The 23,592-nt window shown below is 61.2% G+C and carries 22 protein-coding genes; 11 read left to right on the top strand and 11 right to left on the bottom strand.

Features of this window, described 5'->3' with window-relative positions; all coding sequences use genetic code 11:
• Nucleotides 1-471: 471 nt before the first annotated feature.
• Together EYW45_RS01590 and EYW45_RS01595 are read right to left on the bottom strand one after the other, a co-directional pair.
• Nucleotides 472-1,866 carry a GntP family permease gene (locus EYW45_RS01590; RefSeq protein WP_161133634.1) on the bottom strand — a complete coding sequence of 465 codons (1,395 nt, stop codon included), beginning with the start codon at nt 1,864-1,866 and terminating at the stop codon, nt 472-474.
• Between the two features lie 239 nt (nt 1,867-2,105).
• Nucleotides 2,106-2,801, bottom strand: a complete 696-nt coding sequence (locus EYW45_RS01595; RefSeq protein ID WP_161133635.1) for a DsbA family protein — start codon at nt 2,799-2,801, stop codon at nt 2,106-2,108.
• Nucleotides 2,802-3,235: 434 nt separating this feature from the next.
• Between EYW45_RS01595 and EYW45_RS01600 the strand changes: the two genes are divergently transcribed.
• The 3 genes from EYW45_RS01600 to EYW45_RS24270 all read left to right on the top strand — a co-directional run bounded on the left by EYW45_RS01600 (nt 3,236) and on the right by EYW45_RS24270 (nt 5,105).
• A complete protein-coding gene (locus EYW45_RS01600) occupies nt 3,236-4,465 on the top strand; it encodes an MFS transporter (protein WP_161133636.1) in 1,230 nt (409 codons plus the stop codon).
• Between the two features lie 222 nt (nt 4,466-4,687).
• Nucleotides 4,688-4,918 (top strand): pyridoxal-phosphate dependent enzyme, encoded by a 231-nt coding sequence (locus EYW45_RS24980; RefSeq protein WP_407924893.1) that lies wholly within the window; start codon nt 4,688-4,690, stop codon nt 4,916-4,918.
• Nucleotides 4,839-5,105 (top strand): pyridoxal-phosphate dependent enzyme, encoded by a 267-nt coding sequence (locus EYW45_RS24270; protein ID WP_328703576.1) that lies wholly within the window; start codon nt 4,839-4,841, stop codon nt 5,103-5,105. Before EYW45_RS24980 ends, EYW45_RS24270 begins: the two co-directional genes overlap by 80 nt.
• Nucleotides 5,106-5,186: 81 nt before the next feature.
• Here the strand turns inward: EYW45_RS24270 and EYW45_RS01610 are convergent, their stop codons facing one another.
• The 3 genes from EYW45_RS01610 to EYW45_RS01620 all read right to left on the bottom strand — a co-directional run bounded on the left by EYW45_RS01610 (nt 5,187) and on the right by EYW45_RS01620 (nt 7,619).
• Nucleotides 5,187-5,543, bottom strand: coding sequence for a VOC family protein (locus EYW45_RS01610; protein ID WP_161133637.1), 357 nt, complete (start codon nt 5,541-5,543; stop codon nt 5,187-5,189).
• Nucleotides 5,544-5,723: 180 nt separating this feature from the next.
• Nucleotides 5,724-6,611: a YghX family hydrolase gene (gene yghX / locus EYW45_RS01615; protein WP_161133638.1), complete on the bottom strand. Its 888-nt coding sequence runs from the start codon at nt 6,609-6,611 to the stop codon at nt 5,724-5,726.
• A 114-nt stretch (nt 6,612-6,725) separates the two neighbouring features.
• The gene (locus tag EYW45_RS01620; protein ID WP_161133639.1) at nt 6,726-7,619 is read right to left on the bottom strand and encodes a LysR family transcriptional regulator; all 894 of its coding nucleotides are present in this window, start codon (nt 7,617-7,619) and stop codon (nt 6,726-6,728) included.
• Nucleotides 7,620-7,726: 107 nt separating this feature from the next.
• Between EYW45_RS01620 and EYW45_RS01625 the strand changes: the two genes are divergently transcribed.
• The 5 genes from EYW45_RS01625 to EYW45_RS01645 are packed head-to-tail and all read left to right on the top strand — an operon-like array spanning nt 7,727 to nt 13,612.
• Nucleotides 7,727-8,710, top strand: coding sequence for an ABC transporter substrate-binding protein (locus EYW45_RS01625; RefSeq protein WP_161133640.1), 984 nt, complete (start codon nt 7,727-7,729; stop codon nt 8,708-8,710).
• Nucleotides 8,711-8,740: 30 nt separating this feature from the next.
• Nucleotides 8,741-9,805 (top strand): ABC transporter ATP-binding protein, encoded by a 1,065-nt coding sequence (locus tag EYW45_RS01630; RefSeq protein WP_161133641.1) that lies wholly within the window; start codon nt 8,741-8,743, stop codon nt 9,803-9,805.
• The gene (locus tag EYW45_RS01635; RefSeq protein ID WP_161133642.1) at nt 9,802-11,460 is read left to right on the top strand and encodes an ABC transporter permease; all 1,659 of its coding nucleotides are present in this window, start codon (nt 9,802-9,804) and stop codon (nt 11,458-11,460) included. Before EYW45_RS01630 ends, EYW45_RS01635 begins: the two co-directional genes overlap by 4 nt.
• On the top strand, nt 11,457-12,686 hold the full coding sequence (locus EYW45_RS01640; protein ID WP_161133643.1) for a pyridoxal phosphate-dependent aminotransferase: 1,230 nt from the start codon (nt 11,457-11,459) through the stop codon (nt 12,684-12,686). Before EYW45_RS01635 ends, EYW45_RS01640 begins: the two co-directional genes overlap by 4 nt.
• 53 nt (nt 12,687-12,739) lie before the next feature.
• On the top strand, nt 12,740-13,612 hold the full coding sequence (locus tag EYW45_RS01645) for a phosphonopyruvate hydrolase (protein ID WP_161133644.1): 873 nt from the start codon (nt 12,740-12,742) through the stop codon (nt 13,610-13,612).
• Here the strand turns inward: EYW45_RS01645 and EYW45_RS01650 are convergent.
• The 4 genes from EYW45_RS01650 to argH all read right to left on the bottom strand — a co-directional run bounded on the left by EYW45_RS01650 (nt 13,554) and on the right by argH (nt 19,020).
• A complete protein-coding gene (locus EYW45_RS01650) occupies nt 13,554-15,668 on the bottom strand; it encodes a prolyl oligopeptidase family serine peptidase (protein WP_161133645.1) in 2,115 nt (704 codons plus the stop codon). The two genes, EYW45_RS01645 and EYW45_RS01650, sit on opposite strands and share 59 nt — an antisense overlap.
• A 78-nt stretch (nt 15,669-15,746) precedes the next feature.
• The gene (locus EYW45_RS01655; RefSeq protein ID WP_161133646.1) at nt 15,747-16,382 is read right to left on the bottom strand and encodes a TetR/AcrR family transcriptional regulator; all 636 of its coding nucleotides are present in this window, start codon (nt 16,380-16,382) and stop codon (nt 15,747-15,749) included.
• A gap of 98 nt (nt 16,383-16,480) precedes the next feature.
• Complete coding sequence (locus EYW45_RS01660; RefSeq protein ID WP_161133905.1) at nt 16,481-17,443, bottom strand: Bug family tripartite tricarboxylate transporter substrate binding protein; 963 nt, start codon at nt 17,441-17,443, stop codon at nt 16,481-16,483.
• Between the two features lie 50 nt (nt 17,444-17,493).
• On the bottom strand, nt 17,494-19,020 hold the full coding sequence (gene argH / locus EYW45_RS01665; protein ID WP_161133647.1) for an argininosuccinate lyase: 1,527 nt from the start codon (nt 19,018-19,020) through the stop codon (nt 17,494-17,496).
• A gap of 120 nt (nt 19,021-19,140) precedes the next feature.
• Here argH and EYW45_RS01670 point away from each other — a divergent pair, with 120 nt between their 5' ends.
• Nucleotides 19,141-20,034, top strand: a complete 894-nt coding sequence (locus EYW45_RS01670) for a LysR substrate-binding domain-containing protein (protein ID WP_161133906.1) — start codon at nt 19,141-19,143, stop codon at nt 20,032-20,034.
• Nucleotides 20,035-20,094: 60 nt separating this feature from the next.
• Here EYW45_RS01670 and EYW45_RS01675 read toward each other — a convergent pair whose 3' ends face one another.
• Nucleotides 20,095-21,090 carry an alpha/beta fold hydrolase gene (locus EYW45_RS01675; RefSeq protein WP_161133648.1) on the bottom strand — a complete coding sequence of 332 codons (996 nt, stop codon included), beginning with the start codon at nt 21,088-21,090 and terminating at the stop codon, nt 20,095-20,097.
• A 110-nt stretch (nt 21,091-21,200) separates the two neighbouring features.
• On the opposite strand from EYW45_RS01675, the gene EYW45_RS01680 reads away from it, so the two are divergent.
• Entirely contained in the window at nt 21,201-21,659 is a 459-nt protein-coding gene (locus tag EYW45_RS01680) for an Rrf2 family transcriptional regulator (RefSeq protein WP_235938759.1), read from the top strand.
• A 121-nt stretch (nt 21,660-21,780) separates the two neighbouring features.
• Here EYW45_RS01680 and EYW45_RS01685 read toward each other — a convergent pair whose 3' ends face one another.
• Nucleotides 21,781-22,785: a hypothetical protein gene (locus EYW45_RS01685; protein WP_161133650.1), complete on the bottom strand. Its 1,005-nt coding sequence runs from the start codon at nt 22,783-22,785 to the stop codon at nt 21,781-21,783.
• Nucleotides 22,786-22,955: 170 nt separating this feature from the next.
• Between EYW45_RS01685 and EYW45_RS01690 the strand changes: the two genes are divergently transcribed.
• Nucleotides 22,956-23,573, top strand: a complete 618-nt coding sequence (locus tag EYW45_RS01690; protein WP_202444544.1) for a TetR/AcrR family transcriptional regulator — start codon at nt 22,956-22,958, stop codon at nt 23,571-23,573.
• The last annotated feature ends 19 nt before the right edge of the window (nt 23,574-23,592 follow it).

Here is a 23,592-nt window from a genome sequence, read left to right on the forward strand (position 1 = left end):
AGGGTTAACCCGCATTTCTCTGCAACTGCCGAGCCAGAGAATATAGCACAGTTTTAATTTGCAGTGCAACTTGGCACCAAAACTTACTGCCCCACATCCTGGCCGGAAACTGCCCCGGCCCTGACCCGCACCAACCGGTCAAAACAACGACTGCTTGGTGAAGGGGCCGAACTATAGCACAAGATTTGGGGCGTGCAAGTCGCCTTCCGATCTTCCTCTACACAGAGCTCCTCCCTATATATAGAAGGCCCCGTCCTGAACAGACTCCCGCCATGTAGATAGGACCACCCACATGTAGCGAGGACCATACATATGTAGAGCGCTGCCCCATATGTAGAGCGCTGCCCCATATGTAGCGCGCTGCCCCATATGGAGAGCGCTAACCTCATATGAAGAACCCTACCCTATATAGGATCCACGCCCTATGTAGAGCGCAGAGCGCACACTCCCATCTATATAGAGACAGATGCCCTACACCAGCCCTGTCATGTAATAGACCCCGATCACGCCAAAGACGCTCGCGGTGGAGATTACGGTGATCGCGAAGATATCGCCATATGACTGCCGATGCGTGAGGCCTGTAACAGCGAGCAGTGTGATGACCGCCCCGTTATGGGGCAAGGTGTCCATGCCACCGCTTGCCATTGCTGCCACCCGATGCAGAACCTCCATGGGAATCCCGGCAGCCTGGGCGCCTTCGATGAAGGTGTCGGCCATGGCGGCGAGTGCGATGCTCATGCCGCCAGAGGCCGATCCGGTGATCCCGGCCAGGGAGGTCACTGCAATGGCTTCACCGATCAACGGGTCGGGGATGGCCTTCAATGCCTCCGCCACCAGCAGGAATCCGGGCAAAGCGGCAATCACCCCGCCGAAGCCATACTCGGCTGCAGTGTTCATCGAAGCCAGGAGCGCCCCTGAGACGGCATCCTTGCTGCCTTCCGCCAACTGCGAAGCCACTTTGCGAAATGCGAAGACGAGAATCGTGAGAATCCCCATCAACAACGCACCCATCACCGCCCAGATCGCGACGTTCGCATCCACGTTGGTATCGACCGGTGCGTTCAAACCCGGCAGATCGATCCCTTCGATGCCGGCATACCATCCCGGGATCCAACGGGTGAAAAGCAAGTTGGACACCCCAACAACGACCAAAGGCAGGATGGCGACCAAGGGATGGAACGAGGCGTCCTCAGGTGGCGCGGCCGGTTCGTTGCGCAGATCGGTGCCGTAGCCCTCGCCGGCGTTCGCTGCACGGCGGCGGCGCCACTCGAGATACGTCATGCCGACGATCAGTGTGAAGAACGCCCCCACCAGTCCAAGCCACGGCGCCGCCCAGGTGGTCGTGCCGAAAAAACTCGTGGGAATGATGTTTTGAATCTGAGGCGTGCCTGGGATCGCGGTCATCGTGAATGTGAAGGCGCCCAGGGCGATGACACCCGGCATCAGGCGCTTCGGTATATCGCTCTGGCGAAACATCTCCGCCGCAAACGGGTAGACGGCAAACACCACCACAAACAGCGACACGCCACCATAGGTGAGCAGTGCGCACACCATCACGATGGCCAGGATGGCGCGCTTGGCGCCGATCAGCTTGAGCACCGCTCGCACGATGGCATGCGAAAAGCCCGAAAGCTCGATGAGCTTGCCGAAGACGGCGCCCAGCAGAAATACCGGAAGGTAGAGCTTGGCAAAACTGACCATCCGCTCCATGAACAGCCCTGAGAACACCGGCGCGATGGCAATGGGTTGTGTGAGCAGCACGGCGGCCATGGCCGCTATCGGCGCGCAGAGGATAACGCTATACCCCCGGTAAGCCGCCACCATCAGAAAAACCAACGCGCCAATAACGATCAGTAAATCAACCATCTATCCCCACCTCTCTCTCATTACGCGCCCATCGTGGAAGCCGCACGCCCGCGCGCGCCGCCTGCCGATGGTTGAGCTCGTGAATACGATGACACCCCGATGTCGCATCACACACGAAAACATCGTTATCTTGGTGCCAACGCCATGATACTTGGCGAATAATGCAAAAGAAGGTCGGAGGCAGAAAGACGCGACCAACACTCACATCTGGTCGGGTTCATCGCGCAACCCGGCGCGGCTCAACCCTGGCCACCCGGGGGCACAGAGGCGCTTGCGTCGAGGTTTGCCTGGTTTATCTCCGCAGACCGGGCCAGCAGGAATTCCCGCCACTCGTCCGCATGCCCTAACCAAACGCCGATATCCACCGGTTCGAGCTGTCCGTCGGTGTTCTCCAAGGCAAAAGTCGGAAAGCCTCGCCCGCCGAGGTTTGCCAGTCGCGCACGGGTCTCGCCGATGTGCGCGTGCGTCGCCGCGCCAACGAAACGATCGAACGCCTCCCGAAACGCCAGGGCCTCAATACCGAGTGTCGTCGCCAATCCGGCAAGCACAGCGGGGTCCGCAATGCGCAGGCCCTTCACATAATGCGCCTCCTGCGCCGCTTCGAGCATATCGAGCCCCAGACCAGAAATCTCTTCAGCCGCCAGAATCGCGGCGATCGGCTGCTCCGAATCCATGACTGCGCCGATATCACGCAGCAGCCCGTCGAAGTACGCCTCACCGAACGGCTGGCCGGTGAGTTGCGCGATGCGCTTGTCGTGCGGCATGACGTGTTCACGCCAATCTGCCGTGATGGTGCGGCGGTTGGCGCCGGCGAGCATACCGCCGCCATGCAGTGCAATGTTCACATGCGGCACCGAACGCGCGGCGGCCACAAGCGGCGCGGCGGCATAGCACCAGCCGCAGAAGGGATCGTAGATATAGTGAAGTGTGGTCATCAGAACGGTCCAGATGCAAATGAGTGGGCCGACGTATGCATACCCATACACGGCGCCCGACGACACAAGTGTAGATTGCCTAAACCGCAACAAAAACGCCATTAAAGTGAAATGAGCGTTGCACAACGCGAGCTAATCGGCAGGTACGCGGATCGATCGCGACCACCCCGCGTCGCGCAAAAGCAGGTGCGCAGATCGGTCACACGCAGCCGGCATTCGCGAAAGCAAGGCGCGCACATGACCTGCCACCTCTCAACGCAGGCGCAGTAATCGCGCCATATCGTGCGTCTCTCGCCTACACTCCATCCCAACCCGGCCAATCCACTCGATGGATGCGGCTCAGTCGTTCTGGTCTGCCTCTTACGGTCTTCACGACCAACGCAGCGCAGCGACGTGCCGTCACTCGACCTTTTTACGTTTCACCGTTCTCAGCCATGACTGCACCTGCCGCATCCTCGCCCCCACGCTTCTCGGGTTATCAGAAGCTTGTTGTTGGAATGCTGGCTTTCCTGCAGTTCGCCGTGATTCTTGACTTCATGATCATGTCGCCGCTGGGCGCGGTGATCATGCCGGCGCTGAATATCAGTCCCTCGCAGTTCGGCTTGGTGGTATCCGCGTATGCCTTCAGCGCTGCTGCGTCGGGGCTGCTGACTGCGGGTTTCGCCGATCGTTTCGATCGCAAGCGGCTTCTCCTCTTCTTCTATACCGGCTTCATTCTTGGCACCGTGTGGTGCGGATTGGCGCAGAGCTTCGAAAGCCTGCTGGCGGCGCGCATCGTGACCGGCCTCTTCGGCGGCGTCATCGGATCGGTCGTGCTTGCGATTGCGACGGACCTCTTTCCGGTGCAGATGCGCGGTCGCGTCATGGGCTTCATTCAGACAGCGTTCGCTGCCAGCCAAGTGCTGGGCATTCCGATCGGCTTGTTTCTATCGAATCATTGGAACTGGCATGTTCCGTTTTTGGCCATGGCAGCCCTTGGGTTGGTCGGTGGATTGATCGTGGCTTGGAAAATGCAGCCGGTTGCCGAGCATCTGAAGGCTCCCCGTGAGCACAGTGCTTTTCTGCATCTGCGAAATACGGTGACCGAACCGCGTTACCTGATCGCGTTTGCCACTGTCGCCCTGCTCACCACGGGCGGCTTCATGCTGATGCCATTCAGCAGCGCGTTCGCCGTCAATAATCTGGGCATCGGACTCGACCTGCTGCCCGTCGTGTATCTGGTGACCGGCATCAGCACCATTTTCGTAGGTCCGATGATCGGACGTGCGGCCGACAAGTTCGGCAAATTCCGCATCTTCACGTTCGGAACGGTATTGTCGATCGTGATGGTGGTGATCTACACCCACCTCGGTCCGGTGTCGCTCATTACACTGGTCATTGTCAACGCCGTGCTTTTTGCCGGCATCTTTTCGCGCATGATTCCATTTCAGGCGTTAGTCTCGACAGTGCCGGCCCCCACACAGCGCGGCTCATTCAACGCCATCAGCGCATCGATACAACAATTGTCTGGCGGGATCGCGTCCGTCGTGGCGGGGCATATCGTCGTCCTCGCTCCGGATGGGAGGCTGCAGCACTTTGAGGTGATCGGCTATGTGGTGGTGGTGACGTCCATTGGCGCCTGGCTCCTGGTGCGTCGGTTGAATCGCAATCTCATGTCGGCATAATCGGCCGTCCGCGGCATGCCCGCAATTCAGCCCAAGACATCCGTATTTGCCGCAAATCAGACACTGAAGTCGACTCAAATAAACTGTCCTACCTCTCTACACTGACGCTTCCGCAATCAGGAGACCGACGTGCCCACCCCCATCGATCACCGCATCACCTTGGCCGGCATCCGTGAGGCCAGCAAAACGATCAATCCGGTGTTTTTGCACACCCCGCAATTCGTGAGCGAGCCACTTTCGGCGCGACTGGACTGCGAACTCAGCGTCACGATCGAAACGTTGAATCCGATACCCTCGTTCAAGGGCCGGGGCACGGACTACCTGCTGCGCAAGGCGCATGATCGGGGTGATGCGCGACGATTGGTGTGCGCGAGTGCAGGCAATTGGGGCCAGGCAATGGCCCGAAGCGATTGCCGACATGCTGCCGTTGGTCGACGACGTTCTGCTAGTTGAAGATGACCGCATTGTCGACGCCATGCGTCTCGCCCATCGCCATGTTGGTGTGGTCCTGGAGCCCTCTGGCGCGCTGGGCATTGCTGCCCTGTTGAACGATCCATCCATGTTCAGCGGCCAGCGCGTGGCCACCGTGCTGTGTGGCGGGAATCTGACCGAAGCCGATATGCGTGCGTATTTGACCTGATACGACCAGGCATGCATCAGTCTTGCTTGGAATCGAGCGGCAAGGTGAGGCCCGCCCTCGCGGCGTTGGCATGTTCCGCTTTCATTGAACCGCCGACCACACCGCCAACTCATAGCCGTCGGGATCCTGAAAATGGAATCGCCGACCGCCGGGAAATGCAAATATCGGCTTGGTAATCAATGCGCCGGCCGCCTCGACACGACGCTGGGTAGCAGACAGATCGTCGGCATACAAAATCACCAAAGGGCCACCCGGCCGAACCGCTTCGCCCGTGGTAAACCCGCCGGTGAGACGGCCGTCGCTGAATTCGGTGTAGGTGGGGCCGAAATCGGTGAACGTCCAGCCGAAGACGGCGCCGTAAAACGCTTTGCTGCGCGCAATGTCGCTTACGTTGAATTCGATGTTGTCGATCTGACGGTCTCGACCTCTGATGCCCATATTTTCGCTTTCCTGTTGTTCACGCTGCGGAGCAAATTGTTCGATCGATTCGCCCTGATCTGCTCCCTTAATCAGAACGCCGAAAACCGCATTGCCGCATGGCGTAGCGTGTTGAGCCCATCGCATTGTCGAATGGCACTACGCGCACGAAGCCACACAGCGCGCGGGCGGTCGCGTTCCTTACGCCAGATAACGCTTGAACCACGCGATCGTGCGGTCCCAGGCAAGATCGGCGGCAGCCTTGTCGTATCGCGGCGTCGAATCGTTATGAAAGCCGTGATTGGTGCCCGGATAAAAGTGCGCCTCATAGGGGGTGCCTGCCGCCTTGAGCGCCGCCTCATACGCCGGCCAGGTTGCATTGACGCCGGGATCGGTTTCGGCAAAGTGAATGAGCAGCGGCGCCTTGATGCGGGCCACATCCTCCGGTTTGGCCTGGCGGCCATAAAACGGCACGGCCGCAGCCAGTTGCGGATAAGCGACCGCAGTGGCGTGCGACACGCCGCCGCCATAGCAAAACCCGGTGATACCCACCTTGTCGGTGGTGCCGTCGTCCTTCAGCAGATAATCCACCGCCGCGAAAAAATCATTCATGAGCTTGGTGGGGTCGACCTGCTGCTGTAACGCACGGCCTTTCTCATCATTACCTGGATAACCCCCTACCGAACTCAAGCCGTCGGGCGCGAGCGCCACGAATCCGGCTTTGGCAGCACGTCGCGCGACATCTTCGATGTAGGGGTTGAGGCCACGGTTTTCATGCACGACCACGATGCCGGGCAGCGGTCCCGTGGCCTTGGCGGGACGCACCAGATAGCCTCGAACCTCGCCGTGACCGTTGGGCGACGGATAACGGATGTACTCCGCCACGATATCGGGATCGGTAAACATGATCTGCTGGGCAAGCGCGTAGTCCGGCGTGAGCGAGGCGAGTATCGCGGTGGCGGTCAGTCCGCCGACCGCAAACTTGGCGGCACGATCCAGAAAGTCTCGACGGCTGATGCCGCCATGCACGTAGAAGTCGTAGAGCTCCAGCAATTCTGGATGGAAATCCTTGGCGGTGAGACGGTCCATGCGTGATCCTGAGAAAGTGGCGCACCAACCGGGTTATCGGCCGCCGGGGGGAAGCATTCCAATTCACAGCACTTTACGGTGAATCCGCCGGCACTGTCGATACGCAAACGGCCGTCAGGCTCGCTCGCGCAACATACCCTTCAACCACCGGCAAAACTCACCGGCGCTTTGAGCGTGTGCACTATGCGCATGCACATAGGCCACATAGCTCGCACCGGAGCCGATTTTCTGCTCGTCGACGAGCACGAGCGTGCCGTCTTCGATCTGATCCAAAACCAGCCACTGAGGCACCACAAGAAATCCGGCGCCGCCGACCGCCGCGGTAACGGCGAGAAAAAGATGATCGTAGGTGGCGACCACCTGAAAGTGGTCGGCGGGAACCTCGGCTGCGATGGCCCACGTGGCAATCACGTCGGGACGGGACCGGGCGGCGACCATGGGCCAGCGTTCGGCGGGCTCGGCCTGGTGCGCGGCAACCCGGCCAGGCGATCCCACACATACAAGCACCTCCCGCGCGAGCTCCCAACTTTCTGCGCCTGGAAGAACCAAGTCGCGGGTGATCAGCACATCGAAATCATCGGAGGGCTGCGGCGGCGACAGCGACGTAATCAAATCGATCTGCACGCCGTGCGTGGCGGTATAGGCACCCAGTGCAGGGATGACGACCGTCATTGCGAAACTCGGCATCGAGGTTCTCACTTTCAACCGGTCGTGCCGCTGACCGCGCTGCGCGAGCAATTGCATCGTGAGCTCGATCGTGGAGACGGCGTCCTTCACCGCTTCATAAAGTTGCAGCCCTGCTGCGGTGAACGCAATCGTCGATCCTCGGCGGATGAACAGCCGGCAATCCGCGAAGGCTTCCAGTGTGGCCACATGGCGGCTGACGGCGCTTTGCGTAATACCCAGCGCGGCTGCCGCGCGGGTGAAGTTGCCGTGACGTCCGGCGGTGACGAACGCGCGCAACGCGGTGAGCGGCGCATCGTTGCCCGCATCATGAGTATTACTCATCGCCATCCTCAGCCACGGAATACTGTCATATAAACGCGCTTGAACCCATTCATGCGATCCATAGAATGAAACCCTGACAAATCAATAACGCAACAGGGGTCTATCTTATGGTCGGCAAACGAATCAAGCTATGTTTTTTACTCATCCTGGCTCAGGCGCTGGGCACAGCGGCTTCTGCCGCGGAGGTCGTGCTTTACTCGTCCAACAACGTTGAAACGGTCAACCGGGTCATCGACCAGTTCAGGAAAGAGCAGCCCAACATTCGCGTCTCGGTGGTGCGTGCCGGTACTGGCGCACTGATGCAGCGCATTAAAGCCGAGGCCGCCAATCCCTTGGGTGACCTGTTCTGGTCGGGCGGCTTGTCGACGATCGGTGAATTCCGCGACCAACTGGCACCGTATGTGACGGCCGAATCTTCCGCCGTGCCGTCCGCTTACCGTGGACCGGATGGCCTGTGGTTGGGCACGAATACGCATGTGACCGTGCTGATGGCCAACCTGCGGCAGGTTCCGGATGGACAAGCGCCTAAAGGCTGGGCGGATCTGGCCGACCCCAAGTGGAAGGGCAAGATCGTGATCCCCGATCCGGAACGCAGCAGTGCGGCGTTTGTGGCCCTGTACGGCCTGCAAACCCATCTGGGACGCGATCTGCTCGAAAAGGTGGCGCGCAACGCGGTCATCGTGGGCACCACATCGGCCGCGTACGAAGGGGTGGCCAAGGGCGAATTCGCGGTTGCGGTCACGATGGAATATGCCGCTTATGAGTATGTGGCAGGCGGGCTCAAGGAGATCAAGCTCGTGTATCCCGCGGAAGGCACGTTTCTGTCGCCGGAGGGCATGGCACTGATCAAGAACGGCAAGAATCCCGACGCCGCGCGCACGTTGTACGACTTTCTGGCCTCCAGGCGCACGCAGACCGATGTCTTCAAGAGCGCCTACCGGCGTCCGTTGCGCACCGACATCGACGTCAGCCAACTGGCAGATCTGCCCGCGTTGCCGAGCATCAAGATTCTGCCGCTGGACGATGCGCAAATGAGCGATGGCCGCGCGGCCTTTATTGCGCAATGGCGCCAATTCGCCAGCGCTCGCTGAGCGCCCCGCCACCCTACGGAAAGAGCAACGATGCAAGTTTCCTTCAATTCCATTGCGCAAAGCTATGGCGGCCAAGCGCTCTTCAAAGACCTCGATCTGACGCTGCCCAGCGGCAAGTTCTTCACGCTCCTTGGGCCCTCCGGTTGCGGGAAGACGACCCTGTTGCGAATGCTGGGCGGATTCGTGCGTCCCGACGCAGGCCGCATCCTTTTCGGCCGTGACGACGTCACGAACGTGCCGGTGCACCGCCGCGGTGTGGGAATGGTGTTTCAGGACTACGCCTTGTTTCCCGACCGCTCGGTACTGGCCAACGTGTGCTATGGCCTGGACGCGCGCGGCGTGGCCCGCGACGAAGCGCGTCGCCGCGCGCGGGCGATACTTGACCGCGTGGGCTTGGCTGATTTTGCCGATCGTGCGCCCGCTGCACTCTCGGGCGGACAACGCCAGCGGGTGGCGATGGCGCGCGCCTTGGTGATCGAGCCCAAATTGCTGCTGCTCGACGAGCCCCTTTCGGCACTGGACGTCAAGTTGCGCGTTGAACTGCGCAGCATGATTCGCGATCTGCAGATCGAGGCAGGCATTACGACCGTGTTCGTGACGCACGATCAGGAAGAGGCATTGGCGATGTCGGACCTGATCGCGGTGATGAATCGCGGCAACATTGTGCAGATCGGCGCGCCCCGGGAAATTTATAGCCGGCCCCGCACCGCGTTTGCTGCCGATTTCGTGGGCGGTGCCAATCTGATTCCCATTGAGCAGGAACTGCCAAGCGACATCGGCGGGCTGCGCCGCTTGCGTACGCGGGCGGGCGTGATAGCCACAGATAGTCCGACACCCATACACAGCGGCGCACAGCTCGCGGTACGGAGTGAAGACATTCGCTTTATCGACGCCGCATCGGCGGCCGTGGGGGCATTGGCAGGTCACGTCGAGCATGTTGAGTTTCGGGGCAGCGCCACGGGCTACCTCGTGCGCACCGATGCGGGCATCATCCGGGTCGACACCCAAACGAAGCAAGGCGACCAAGCCCGCCACCGTGGCGACGCCGTGCTCCTCGAACTGCCGCGCAACGCATGCATCGTAGGGGCATCATGATGCTGGGCACCCTCAAACGCGATCCCGCGTGGCTTGCGGTGGGCGTCATGGCGATCGGCCTGCTCGGCATTTTCCTCGTCTGGCCGCTGATCGGCATGCTGGGCAAATCGTTCATCAATGGCGATGGCGCCTTTGGCTTGGGCGGGTACGCGAGATTCTTCTCCGATGCGTCCTATCGCGATGTGCTGATCAATACGTTGATTCTTGGTGTCGCCGTCACGCTCACGTCCATGGTGCTGGGCGGCGGCATGGCGGTGATCGTGGCGCGTTGCCGGTTCCCCCTCGCGGGCCTGGTCACTGCCCTGCCGCTGGTCACGCTGGTCATTCCGGATGTGGTGGTGGCAGCCGCATGGCTATTGATCCTTGGCAAGCAGGGACTGCTCAATACGCTTCTCGCGCCGCTCGGGATCGAACTTCCTTCGCTGTATTCGTGGTGGGGGCTGGTATTCGTGATGACGCTCAATAATTACGTGTACGCCTTCGTTGCCGTACTGGTCGGTTTGAAGTCGATGGATCGCAATCTCGAAGAAGCGGCGCAGAGTTTGGGTCGGCCGATCGGGCGCGTTCTCGGCGGGGTCACCTTGCCGTTGTTGCTGCCGTCGATCTTCGCCGGCGCCTTGATCGTGTTCACGCACGTGATCGGCAGCTTCGGCGTGCCGGCCATTCTCGGCGCGCGCACACCGGTGCTTGCCGTCAAGGCCTACAACGAATTCGTGAGTGAGATGGGCGGCAATCCCCAGATGCAAACCACGATGGCGTCGCTGCTCGTCTTCCTGGGTGCCGGGTTGTTGTTGATTCAAAAATGGGTGGTCGAACGGCGCCAGTTCCAGATGGAATCCGGGCGCAGTCCGATCGCCGTCGCCGTCTCGGGATGGCGTGCAGGTCTGGCGAGTGCCGCGGTCGTGTGCATGGTTGCGCTCTCGCTCCTGCCGGCGGTGGTGGTGGTGATTACGGCATTCACGCCATCGGTCGGTCCGGTGTTGCGCTATGGCGGCTTCACTCTCGCGCATCTCCAGTACGCCCTAATTCGTGCGCCGGAGCCGCTGTACAACTCGCTCTTCCTGGCCTCCATCGCAACCGGCGCCGGCGTTATTTTCTCCGTGGCCTCGGCGTACCTGATCGTCAAGCGCCGTTCGGCCTTCACGCATCTGCTGGATGTGCTGGTGATGCTGCCGCTGACCATCGCCGGCACGGTGCTCGGCATTGCCCTGATCAACACCTTCAATAGCGGCTGGCTCGTGCTGACCGGCAGCTGGGTGATCATGGCGCTGGCTTATTTCCTGCGGCGCATGCCAACGAGCGTGCGCGCGGCGGCCGGCCCCCTGCACAACCTGAAGGACGCGATCGAAGAGGCCTCGATGAGTTTGGGCGTGAGCCCGTTGCGAAGCTTCACGCGCGTGGTGCTGCCGGTGATCGTGCCCTCCGTGATCGCCGCCGCCGTGTTGATGTGGGTCACCACCCTCTCCGAACTCTCGGCCACCGTGGTGCTGTATTTCGGCGGCATGAACACCATGCCCATCGAGATCTTTCAACAGATCGACAGTGGCCGGTTGGCATTGGCTTGCGCCTACAGCCTGGTGCTGCTGCTGACGATTTTCATCCCTTTGGCGCTCGCGCGCTGGATCTTCAAGCTCAACGTTGGAACCCTCGAATGACTACCCTCAATGACAGCCGGTCGCGCCCCATTCTGGCCGATCGCGTGCAAAGTGCGAAACCGTCGGCCACCAAGGAAATGACCCGACTGGCCAATCAGCTCAAACGCGAGGGGCGCAGCATCATCACGTTGAGCCAGGGTGAGCCGGATTTCCCTACCCCCGAACACGTGCGCGAAGCCGGCCGCGCGGCGATCGATCGCAACGAGTCGCGCTACACCGATGTGGCCGGCACCCATGCCCTGCGCGAAGCCGTGGTGCGCAAGTTTGCACGCGACAACGGATTGACGTTCACGCCGGATCAGATTCAGGTGGGATGCGGTGCCAAGCAGGTGCTCTATAACGCCCTGCAGGCCACGCTGAACCCCGGCGACGAAGTGGTGATTCCCACGCCGGCGTGGGTGTCGTATCCGGAAATGGTGCAGCTGGCAGGCGGCACCCCCGTCATCGTGCGGTGCGACGCCGCTACGGGATTCAAGATCACGCCGCAGCAATTGGAAAGGGCCATCACGCCACGCACGAAATGGTTGATGCTCAACTCGCCGTCGAATCCGAGCGGCGCGGTGTACACGTACGATGAGCTTGCCGCGCTGGGCGAGGTGTTGCTGCGCCATCCGCAGGTGTGGATCATGGCCGACGATATCTACGAGAAGATTCGCTATGACGAGACGCCCTTCGCCACCCCGGCCGCGGTAACGCCAGCGCTTGCGTTGCGCACGCTCACCATCAATGGCGTATCGAAGGCGTATGCGATGACAGGATGGCGGGTGGGGTTTGGCGCCGGCCCACTCGATCTCATCAAGGCAATGAATCTGATCCAGTCGCAATCGACCTCACATACCAGCTCGATCAGTCAGGCCGCGTCCATTGCCGCGCTCGATGGTCCCATGGATTTCCTGCCGCAATTCGTCAAGGCCTTTCGTCATCGCCGCGACTTCGTGGTTCATGCGCTCAACGATATCGACGGAGTGTCGTGCGATCTGCCGCCTGGGGCGTTCTATGCGTTTCCGTCGTGCCAAGCGCTGCTCGGACGCCGCGATCCTTCGGGTGCCGTGATGGCCAGCGATAGCGACCTTGCGGCGTATTTGTTGCGCGAAGGCGGCGTAGCGATCGTGCCGGGTTCGGCGTTTGAATTGCCGGGGTACTTCCGCATTTCGTATGCTGCCTCCGATGAGGATCTATCGGAAGCCATGTCTCGCATTGCCGCCGCCTGCGCACAGTTGCGTTGACCCAAGCATTTTCCTCATTACGGCTCTTTACTTCTTTCGAGAGAAACACTTCCATGACACGAAACGAGACCCTCCGCGCGGCGCTCGATAGCGGCACGCTTTTCACGGCCATGGCGGCCCACAATCCGCTCGCGGCCAAACTGGCCGAAGAAGCGGGCTTCGGCGGCATCTGGGGCAGCGGCTTCGAGCTGTCGGCAAGCTACGCGGTGCCCGATGCCAATATCCTCTCGATGGGCACGCATCTGGAGATGATTCGCGCCATCTCGTCCACTGTGTCGATCCCCGTGATCGCCGATATCGACACCGGATTCGGCAATGCGGTGAATGTGCATTACATCGTGCCGCAATACGAAGCCGCCGGGGCGTCGGCCATCGTGATGGAGGACAAGACCTTTCCCAAAGACACGAGCCTGCGCGCAGCGGGGCGCCAGGAGCTGGTACGGATCGAAGAATTTCAGGGCAAGATTGCAGCGGCGGCCGCATCCCGGCGCGACCCCAATTTTGTGGTGATTGCCCGCGTCGAGGCGCTGATTGCCGGGCTGGGCCAGGAGGAAGCGATCAAGCGTGGTCTCGCTTATGAAGACGCCGGTGCCGATGCCATCCTGATCCATTCCAAGCAGAAAACACCCGACGAGATTCTGGCTTTCGTGAAGGCATGGCCAGGGAAAGTGCCCCTGGTGCTCGTGCCTACCGCCTATCCTCAGCTTACCGAGGCCGACATCGCCGCGTTGGGGAAAGTGGGCGTCGTGATCTACGGCAACCACGCCATTCGTGCCGCCGTGGGCGCGATGCGGCAGGTGTTTGCGCAGATTCGTCGCGACGGCGGGATCGCCAATGTGGACGCCACCTTGCCCACCGTCAAAGAGATCATCGCCCTGCAAGGCGATGCGCACATGCGGAAGATCGAGGCCGAGTACTTAAAGTGATCGGGGCGACCTGCAACCCTGTCGCCTGCGCGGCGAAGGCCCACATGTCTGCGTACTCGTCGATGACCTTGTCGGTCGGCTTTCCCCCCCCATGCCCGGCGCGGGTTTCCACCCGCACGAGATGGGGCGCTTCTCCCAGATCCGCGGCCTGAATCGCCGCGATGTACTTGAACGTGTGGCCCGGCACCACACGATCGTCGGTGTCGGCCGTGGTGGCGAGGATCGCGGGATAGCGTCGGCCCGCCTGGATGTTGTGATACGGCGAGTACGACTGCAAGGTGTGAAAGCTCGCCTCGTCTGCGGGGTCACCAAACTCATGCGTCCATAACTGGCCACCGGTGAACTGGTTGAAGCGCAGCATGTCCATCACGCCCACGCCGGGCAATGCGGCGGCGAACAAGTCCGGGCGTTGATTGACGACGGCGCCCACCAGAAGCCCGCCATTGGACTGGCCCTGAATGGCAAGCCCCTCAGGCGATGTGATGCCTTCTGCATGCAGATAGGTGGCAGCGGCGATGAAGTCGTCGAACACGTTTTGCTTGCGATCGCGGCGCCCCGCCTCATGCCAGGCGCGGCCGTACTCGCCACCCCCGCGGATATTGGCCACCGCCAGTGCGCCGCCCTGCTCCAGCCACGCCAGTTGCACGGGCGAATACACCGGAATGATGTTGATGCCAAAGCCGCCATAGGCATACAGCATCGTGGGCACCGGACCCGTCACATCGCGGCGGCGAACGATGAACATCGGCACGCGCGTGCCATCCTGGGATGTGAAGAAATGCTGTTCGACGTTGATGGCATCGAGGTCGACGTCGACGTTCGGTTCGGCCCACACGGTTCTCGTATCGTTGGCAATGTGGTAGCGGTAGATCGTGGTGGGCGCGTTGAAACTGGTGAAGACGAAAAAACTTTCCGGATCGTCAGGTTGGCCCCGAAACGCGCCGGCGGTGCCGATGCCGGGCAATGCCACCGTGCCATCTGGCATGCCTTCCAACGTGTAGCGGCGAATGTCCGTTTTGGCGTCGGCGAGGTACGACGCAAGCAGCCTGCCGCCCAGCAACCAGGCGTTGCTCAAGACGGCGGACTGCTCCGGCACAAGCTCGCTTGCGCCTCGGCCCGACGCATCGAGATCGATCGTGACGACCCTGCGACGCTCCGCGCCCTGCGTGGTCATGACGAAAAAGGTGGTGCCCACATTGCCGATCACCGACCACTCGTCGTCGATGGTGTCGATGACCTTGCGCGGCGTCCAGTAAGGATCCGTGAGATCGATCACGGTCAGGGCATTGTTCATCCCCCCTGCGGTGGACGAGATCACCGCGTATCGGCCATCGTCTGTCACGCCCGCGAAATGCAGAAGGTGCGGTTGATCCGGCGTGGCGTACAGGCGCTTGTCTTGCGATTGATGGGTGCCCAACGCGTGAAAGTAGACCGCATGATCGGCCAGACCCGCCTGGTGGGCCGCGCCCTGCTCCGGCTCAGGATAACGGGCATAGAAGAAGCCCGAGCCATCCTTGGCCCAACTGATGCCGGTGAAGCGCGCCCAATGCACCTCATCGTGACGTACGTCGCCCGCGTTCACATCGAACACCTTGATCGTGCGCCAATCGGTACCGCCATCCTGCACGGCAAAGGCAACGTACGCGCCGTCTTCCGAGGCCGACCATTCGGACAAGGCCATGGCCCCGTCGTCGGACCAGAGGTTTGGATTGATGAGCACACGGTCGGGGCCCGCCACCCCTTCGCGAACATAAAGCGCGTCCTGGTTTTCGAGGCCCGTATTGCGGGTATAGAAATACCGGTTGCCACGCTTGAACGGTGGCATCACCCGTTCGTGATCGAAGAGCGCCGTCAGGCGGGTCTTGAAAATCTCGCGGGCGGGCAATGCGTCGAGATAGGCTCGGGTGACTTGATTCTGGGCCTGCACCCAGCGCGCGACGTCGGTATCGATGCGAACGTCATTTTCAAGCCAGCGATACGGATCGGCCACGTCGCGTTCGAAATGCCGCTCCGCGATATCGCCGTGGGGGGTATGGGGATAGGTGATCGTCGTCATTGGCGGTGCGTGCTCCCTGATTGGCACTAAGTGACAGACGATTGTGTCACTAAGTGCCACCTTCACGCAAATCCCGCCTCAGATCATCGGATCGCAGATCGGCAAGGTACTTGCCGTTCGAATCGCTGCCGCCAGACGATCCACCACTTCGGCAAGCGTGAACGGCTGGCCGTGTTTGACGGCGGCGATGCTGATGTCTTCATCGATCACGCGGATGGCGGCGGTGATTGCTGCGGCGCATAGGCGCAGATCGAATGGGGTGACCGGATCGCGCACGCGATCGGCAATGACCGCTACCACTTCCTCTTCCGCCAGTTGGCATGCCATCAACCAAGCTGTACGGAGCGCGGGCTCGTCCGGCATCAGCGCGATGAGCCGCACCGCCAGCACTTCGTCCGCTATTTTCTCCGGCGTTTGCGCGGTGGGTTGAATCGCGGCGTGCAGGTAGGTTTCGATCGTGGCGTCATGGGGCCACTGCTTGAGAAGGGTGACGAAGCCGAGGGCCGAGGTGGAAAAAAGCGGTTCCACGCAGCTTTCCTTGGTACGAAAGTAGCGCCAGACCGTACGCTTGGAGAGCCCGGATGCGGCCGCGATATCGTCGCCGCTGGTGCCGGCCACGCCGCGCTCCAAAAAGAGCCTGGCGGCGTTACGGGATACCGCCAGCCGCGTTTCCTCGCGCTCGATTGCCATGCTGATGCCTGTTTCAGGGGTCAAATGAGCGCCAAGCATACATGGCATGGCCATAATGAAAAGCGCCGGGACGATATCCGTGCCGGCGCAAGCGTGGCATGTCCAATCCCTGTCAAAAGACCTCAGTTGACCTCGATCTTTGCCGTCGTGATGATGTCTTTCCAGCGCTCCGTTTCCTGGTTGGAGAGCTTCTCGAGGTCGCCACTCGTGCCTGGAAACGGCACGGCGCCCTGCTCGTCCAACTGCGTGACCAGCGCGGGGTCGCGGGCAATGCCCACCACGGTGTCCTGCAGTTTTCGAATGATCTGGGGATCGGTGCCGGCCGTTGCCATCACGCCATACCAGGACTCGACCACCGCGTCTTTCACGCCGGCCTCAGCCAAAGTGGGCACATCGGGAATCGCCGGGCTGCGCTTGTCGCTGGCCACGGCAAGCACGCGGATCTGCCCGGATTTCACGTAGCCCAGCACATTGGGCAGGTTGGCGAACAACACCTGCACTTGTCCCGACAATAGATCGGCCGTTGCAGGTCCCGCCCCGCGATAAGGCACGTGCTCGAATCGGGCACCCGACTTGAACATGAACAGCTCGCCGGTCATATGATTGACCGACCCGATGCCCGCCGAAGCCATGTTCAGTTTTCCAGGGTTGGCCTTGGCATACGCCACCAGCTCCGCCACGGTTTTCGCAGGCGTATTGGCCGATACCGCCAGCACATTGGGCACCGTCGAAAACAAGGCCACTGGCGAAAAATCCTTATGCGGATCGTACGGCAGACTCTGCGACAACAGCGGCTGGATAGACTGCTGACCCATCGTCGCCAGGAGCAGCGTATAGCCATCTGCGGGCGCCTTGGCCACCATGTTGGCGCCGATGCTACCGCCGCCCCCGGGTTTGTTCTCGACGATCACCGGTTGCCGGAGCGCCTCCGACATGCGGTTGGCCAAGAGCCGTCCCATCAGATTGACCGTACCGCCAGGGGCAAACGGCACGACCAGCGTCACAGGCTTGGTGGGATAGGTTTGGGCATGGGCGCCAGCGGCGAATCCCATGGCAGCGGCAAGCACCACAACATATTTCAGCATCATCGACATCCTCGATTGATTGATCAGGTGACTTCTTTTCAGTTGGGGAATCAGTGCGCAACCGCCTCGCGCGACGGCAACGCAGCAAGCACGCGAATGCGTTGCTGCAGACTGTCGTGGGCGTCGCCCACGCGCCGCCGCGTGGCGTCGATCAGCTGGCGGCGCTCGTTCAACCGCGCGCGCTGTTCGTCAATGTGGGCGCGCACACCGTCCGGTGCCGGCCCGCCCAGCGACTGGCGTGCGGCCACGTTGCGCACGGGATCCAGGCAAGCGGCAATGTCTTGTGTTTTGAGCGACACGGCGCGGCCGAGTTGCTGCGCGGCAGCGGCATCGATCATGGCCGGTGTGATGTCCTTGGCCGACACGCCGCTTTCGATCGCTTGCCGTACGACGGCCCCGATGATGTGATGCGCATCGCGAAACGTGATGTTTGCCTGGGTAACCAGCAGATCGGCAAGGTCGGTGACGGTTGAGAAATCTTCTGCGGCGCGCGCGGCCATTCGACCGCGATTGGGCTCGACGTTCTCGACCAGCAAACACATCAGTTCAAGCGCCTTTATCGCTTCGTCGCACGCTTCCCAGCACGTTCGTGTGCTCTCTCGACTGCTGTCGCCGGAGTGTGTGAAATGGGTGGACTTCACCGTAGAGAATGCCGCGGAGGTCAGCCCGATCAGATGTCCCGTCTTGCCGCGGAGATACTCCAGCACGGCCGGATTCTTCTTCTGCGGCATGATGCTGGACGTGCTCGCGATGCTGTCGGGAAACGTCAGATACCCGAACTCGGGCGTCGACCAGATATAGAAGTCCTGCACCATGCGACTGCAGGTGATCATCATGATCGACAGCGATGCGCTGAGTTCCAACGCAAAATCGCGCGATGCCACGCTGTCCAGCGCATTCGGCAAGGGACGGCTGAAGCCGAGCATTGCGCTGGTGGCCGCGCGATCGATGGGAAATGCCGTACCCGCCAACGCGCAGGCGCCCAACGGCGAGGCGTCGGCCGCATGAAGCGCATGCACGAGCCGATCGATATCGCGCGTCCATGCGTCCACCAGTGCGGAAAGGTAGAAGCCGTAAGTAATGGGCTGAGCGGCCTGCATATGGGTATAGCCAGGCATCACGCAGGTTGCATACTTGTCTGCCTGACTCAGTGCGGTGTCGGCCAGATCAGCAAGCAGCGTGGCGATACGCATCGCGAAGTCGCGTGCCCGCATGCGATCGATCGTGGCACCCATATCGTTACGGCTGCGCGCCGTATGCAATCGACCGCCTACGTCTTGCCCCACCTGTCCGATCAGATGGGCTTCGTAATTGAAGTAGGCCTCTTCGCGTGCCGGATCGAGCGTCACCGCATCGGGCCCCTCATCCTGCATCTTCACAAGCGCAGCGGCCAGTTGCGTAGAGGTGCGTTCGTCAAGGATGCCCTGTGCGTGCAGCATCAAGGTGTGCGCGAAGTTGATTTGGTTGAGCATCTCGAAGTTGGCGAAGAACTCGCGGTTCAACCGCGGCAGAAAGACATGTTGAATCACTTTCTGCGCAAGCGGTTGCTTCAGGCGGCTACTGACTTTGGATTCCATGGCGGCGCGTGTCCAGGCGGTAAAACCCTAGTCTCGGTTTTCAACCATTCATACGTCAAATCAGATTCTTGGTGCTTCAAATACAAAATTGATATGATTTGGAAAAACACGGGAACCGTCATGAACTTCAAGCAGGTCGAAGCCTTTCGCGCGGTGATGATGACGCGGTCCATGACGACAGCCGCCAGCTTGCTTCACACGTCGCAACCCAACGTGAGCCGATGGATCGCATTACTCGAGACGACGCTGGGGTTCGTGCTTTTCCAGCGCGTGGGCACGCGGCTGATCCCCACGCCAGAGGCCGACGCGTTTTATGCGGACGTGGAACGCGCGTTCATCGGTCTGGAATCGTTGAACGACAGCGCCAGCTCCATCCGCCGGCGCGGCACGGGATCGATTCGAGTGGGCGCCGTGGGCTCCATCACGCAATGCATTCTGCCGGATGCTATTCAGCTTTTCAGGGAAAAATTCACGGATATACCGGTGGTGGTCAACACCGGCGGATCCGACCTGGTGGCGAAATGGATGGCCACCGGCTTCTGCGATATTTGCTTTTGCTCGATCGAAAGCGACGTGGCGGGGTTGCGTTATGAACGGATCAACACTGCCCATGGCGTAGGCATCGTGCATCGCGGGCATCGGCTCGCCCGCAAGCGCGTACTGAAGCCGGCCGATTTTGCGGACGAGAACTTCATCTCGCTGCCGGCCGGCAGCTTCAACCGTGCGGCCATCGATCGTCACTTTCCCGACGACAAACGCGTCATTTCCGTTGAAACGCCTTACGCTACGACGATCTGCACAATGGTCGGCAAGGGCCTGGGGATTTCGATCGTGAATCCAGTGGTATCGCGTGCGCTCGGCTTGAGCGATATCCGCGAGATCCCATTTTCCGAGAAGATCGCGTTTCACAGCTACGCCGTCACGTCCGACCATTTTCCGGTCAATGCCCTGGCGCGAAAAATGGCGGAATGCGTGACGGCTGCGTTTGCACAGTCTGGATTGCGAGCGTCGTGAAGCAGCGGCGGTGGCTGCGCAATGCCGGCCTCGCCGCCGAAGGCGCACATCGCAATGGCGTCAGTTTTTCTCGGACGGCAGCGACCCGATGAACGCAATCAATGCAGCGTTCACCGCCTCAGGCTGCTCCTGCGCGGCCCAATGGCCGCATTCGGGCAGCACGATGGGTGGACGCAATTGAGGCACCAGCGTCGGCATGGCGTGGATGATGTCCTGCATGCCTGGGATCCTCAAACCCGTATCGCGCTCGCCGATCAAGAACAACGCCGGCACCGTGATGGACTGTCCTTTCGTCGCACGTTGCAGCAGCCAATTTGCATCGAGAGCGCGGTAATAGTTGAGCCCGCCTTTAAAGCCGCTGTGCGAAAACGCCTGCACAAACCTTTCCAAGTCGGTCTCGGTGAGCCATGCCGGGCATCGATCGGGATCAGGTAGCGGCCCGAGCAACCCAGCGGTACGCGAGACCATGCCGAAAGGATTGGGCGTGCCGTCACCCTCGAGCCGAGGTCCCGCGTCACCCGATGCCGCCCAATAGATTTTTCGCAACGTGCACGCAACGTCAGACTCGAATTCGAGCTCAGCAACGCCCGGCGTCTGAAAGTACAGGGTGTAGAACAGGGCATCGTCGGTTTGAGGAAAAAGTGAAGTGGGAAGCGCCGGCGCCCGATCCATCATCGGCGTGCCCAGAACAGCCACGGCACTGAACCGATCGGGGCGCGTCAGCGCCGCATGCCAGGCGATCGTTCCGCCCCAATCGCTGCCGACGACGACGGCGGTGTTTACCTTCAATGCATCCATGATGCCAATGAGATCACCGACATGCTGATCAAGCGTGTAAAGCGACGGATCGCCAGGCGACTCGGTGCTGCCATAGCCTCGCATGTCCGGCGCAACGGCGTGATTGCCAGCCTCGGCTAATGCGGTCAGTTGATGTCGCCATGCGTACGACGTTTCCGGAAAGCCATGACACAGCAAAACGAGCGGCCCCTCGCCTTGCTCAAGGATGTGCATCCGCACACCTGCGGCGTCGATATGGCGTTCGTGAAAATCAGTCATCGTGATCCTCAATAGGTAACTGTTCCAGCTACAATAACGCAATGCCGAAGATTTCGTAACCCCATAAGTTTCCTTTTAGGCGCGCGCCGCCAAACTGTGCCGATATGAAAATGGATAACCGTCTCATGCGGATGCTGCATGTGCTGCTGCACATCGCCCTTCATGATGGTGCGGCCACGTCGCAAACGATCGCCAAAATGCTGGGCACGCATCCTGTCGTCGTCCGTCGCTCCATGTCGAATCTGCGCGAACAAGGGTATGTGCAAGCGACGAGAGGACCAGGCGGGGGATGGCGGTTGGCACGCGCGCTTGGCGAGATCACGGTCTTCGATGTGTATGTGACGCTGGGTTTGCCATCGCTGATCGCCATCGAACGTCATCCCGAGCACCCGACTTGTCCTGTCGAGCGCTCGGTGGCCGCTGCCCTCGATGACGTTGCGATGCAGGCCGAAGCGGCGATGCTGGCACGTTTCAAAGCCACCACGCTCGCCGATCTGGTGCCGGCGAGCACACCGGCGGCGAAGGCGAAGCGTGGGTCCGGCGACATGTTGGCGGGTCACCGTCACTAGCCGGCCGCTCGAGCCCGACGCTACCAAGACGCTCGCAACAACCCGCGACCATCGTCCCTGCCAGCGCTGCGCTACGCCCCGCCCTGCGATGCAAGGTGGCGCCCGCTGAACACACGCGTTGCTATCTTTCGCTGTGCGCGATCTGTGCACCTGCGCGAACAAGCTCAGCGAGAAAAGCGTCAGCCTCCCACAGCAGTTCCGGCATGTAGAGCCCGGCGGGCGTTCGCGCTTTGCCATCCAGTCCCAGCAAGGCTGCAAGTGCCAGCACCACACTCACGCCGGTAAGCGCCGCCGTTCCCTCGTCAAACACCAGCGTGGATCGCGATCGGGTGGCACGTCCGCCGGCATCGCCTTCAATCTCGACCATGATTTCGGTCGCGGCACCGCCCCCGGCACGGCGGCTGGACGAGGCGGCGGTGACCAGGTCGAATCGGATATCGGCCGCGCCCGTGGCGGCCTGCAGGCTCACCACATCGAATGAAGAAAATGCGCTGCCTTTCAACCGGCGTCCGTCAACGGTTTCGATATCGCGGTTGACGGCATCTTCCGTGAGCCAGATGCGCTTGCCGTCTTTCAGGGCCAATGCGGCAGGCGCGGCCTCGTGCAGCCGTGCCATGTCTTCCAGCGCAGTGGGACCGACCGAATCCTGATCGTCGACGAGCGCACCCATGTGGATCGACCGCACGCGATCGAAAGCTTGAGCCGCCTTGGCCGCCAGCATGACCGCCGCCCCGGCCATCCAATGCGCGGCGATAACGATGGGCGCGGCGTTCGGGCGATGTGTGAACAGCGCCAACTCGGACGCGACCTCGATCAACCCGCCGCCGATGCTGAGGTAAGGCACTGCCCGGTCCTGTGCGAATCTCAAGCCGAGCAGCGCGTTATCGGGCACCAACATGACCACTGCGCCCACGGCCACATCGTCTCCCAGCCCAAGTTGCGGCTTGTCGAGGTCGATCGCGACGGCCTTGGCCAAGCCGGCCGCTTCGGCCACCTCGTTGGCGGGTTTCAGATTGCGGCCGCCCACGAGCACGGGCACGTCGGGGTAACGACGGCGAAACTCGGCGATGGTCTTGCGGCCCACGCTGCCGGAACCGCCTGCAAAAAGTACGGGTGCTGTGGTCATGATGTGTTTCCTCTCGAGTGAACGATGAAGCGAATCCGTCATCGTGCGTTGCGTTCAGCCCTGGGCGCAGCAGCACTGCGCGTTGCAGTTGAGCCAACTCTCAGGTACAACCTACTATGAGTAGGTACATTAACCTACCTTTAGTAGGTTACGCAACAGGACGCCGTATTTTGATTGCAGACACGCCCCCCAACATCACGCCAGAGGCACCCCAGCGCAGGCTTTCCAAGGCGCAGCGGCGGCTGCAATTGCTCGAGGTCGCACTGGCCATTGTGAGAAAGGAAGGTGCAGATCGCCTCACGCTCGGCCATTTGGCGGTGTGCGCCGGCGTATCCAAACCGGTGGTGTACGAGCACTTCGGCACCCGATCGGGATTATTGATCGCGCTGTACCAGGCAATGGATGTCGAGCAATCCAATGCCTTGCGTGAAGCGTTGACGACCGGCGAGCGCAGCCTCAAGGATGTGGTCGAGCGCCTGGCGGTCGCGTATGTGCATTGCGCAGTCGACACCGACGGCGTGTGGCAGGCGGTGGGCGCAGCGCTGGCGGGCAGCGAGGAGAAAGGCGCCGTACATCAGAAACTGCTGGATGGTTATGTGCAGTTGTTCGCCACGGTATTGGCGGCACACAGCCCCCTGTCGCGACCAGACCTGGAACGACGATGCGTGGGATTCATCGGCGCCGGCGAAGCCCTTTCGGCCGCGATGCTACGCGGCCACTGCACCGAAAATGAGGCGGCGCAAACCTTCTCGGCGCTGATGCAGGGTGGCCTGGGCGCGGCGGGGTAAGGCTTCAGCGCCGGCACTT

The sequence above is a fragment of the Schauerella aestuarii genome (genome assembly GCF_009866805.1).
GTDB lineage: Bacteria > Pseudomonadota > Gammaproteobacteria > Burkholderiales > Burkholderiaceae_B > Schauerella > Schauerella aestuarii.

Coding starts and splice junctions, on each gene's coding strand:
- EYW45_RS01685 (WP_161133650.1), bottom strand. CDS start 22,785: ATGACCACAGCACCCGTACTTTTTGCAGGCGGTTCCGGCAGCGTGGGC.
- EYW45_RS01610 (WP_161133637.1), bottom strand. CDS start 5,543: ATGGGCATCAGAGGTCGAGACCGTCAGATCGACAACATCGAATTCAAC.
- EYW45_RS01650 (WP_161133645.1), bottom strand. CDS start 15,668: ATGACGACGATCACCTATCCCCATACCCCCCACGGCGATATCGCGGAG.
- EYW45_RS01635 (WP_161133642.1), top strand. CDS start 9,802: ATGATGCTGGGCACCCTCAAACGCGATCCCGCGTGGCTTGCGGTGGGC.
- EYW45_RS01670 (WP_161133906.1), top strand. CDS start 19,141: ATGAACTTCAAGCAGGTCGAAGCCTTTCGCGCGGTGATGATGACGCGG.
- argH (WP_161133647.1), bottom strand. CDS start 19,020: ATGGAATCCAAAGTCAGTAGCCGCCTGAAGCAACCGCTTGCGCAGAAA.
- EYW45_RS01625 (WP_161133640.1), top strand. CDS start 7,727: ATGGTCGGCAAACGAATCAAGCTATGTTTTTTACTCATCCTGGCTCAG.
- EYW45_RS01660 (WP_161133905.1), bottom strand. CDS start 17,443: ATGCTGAAATATGTTGTGGTGCTTGCCGCTGCCATGGGATTCGCCGCT.
- EYW45_RS01595 (WP_161133635.1), bottom strand. CDS start 2,801: ATGACCACACTTCACTATATCTACGATCCCTTCTGCGGCTGGTGCTAT.
- EYW45_RS01645 (WP_161133644.1), top strand. CDS start 12,740: ATGACACGAAACGAGACCCTCCGCGCGGCGCTCGATAGCGGCACGCTT.
- EYW45_RS01675 (WP_161133648.1), bottom strand. CDS start 21,090: ATGACTGATTTTCACGAACGCCATATCGACGCCGCAGGTGTGCGGATG.
- EYW45_RS01620 (WP_161133639.1), bottom strand. CDS start 7,619: ATGAGTAATACTCATGATGCGGGCAACGATGCGCCGCTCACCGCGTTG.
- yghX (WP_161133638.1), bottom strand. CDS start 6,611: ATGGACCGTCTCACCGCCAAGGATTTCCATCCAGAATTGCTGGAGCTC.
- EYW45_RS01600 (WP_161133636.1), top strand. CDS start 3,236: ATGACTGCACCTGCCGCATCCTCGCCCCCACGCTTCTCGGGTTATCAG.
- EYW45_RS01590 (WP_161133634.1), bottom strand. CDS start 1,866: ATGGTTGATTTACTGATCGTTATTGGCGCGTTGGTTTTTCTGATGGTG.
- EYW45_RS01680 (WP_235938759.1), top strand. CDS start 21,201: ATGGATAACCGTCTCATGCGGATGCTGCATGTGCTGCTGCACATCGCC.
- EYW45_RS01630 (WP_161133641.1), top strand. CDS start 8,741: ATGCAAGTTTCCTTCAATTCCATTGCGCAAAGCTATGGCGGCCAAGCG.
- EYW45_RS01640 (WP_161133643.1), top strand. CDS start 11,457: ATGACTACCCTCAATGACAGCCGGTCGCGCCCCATTCTGGCCGATCGC.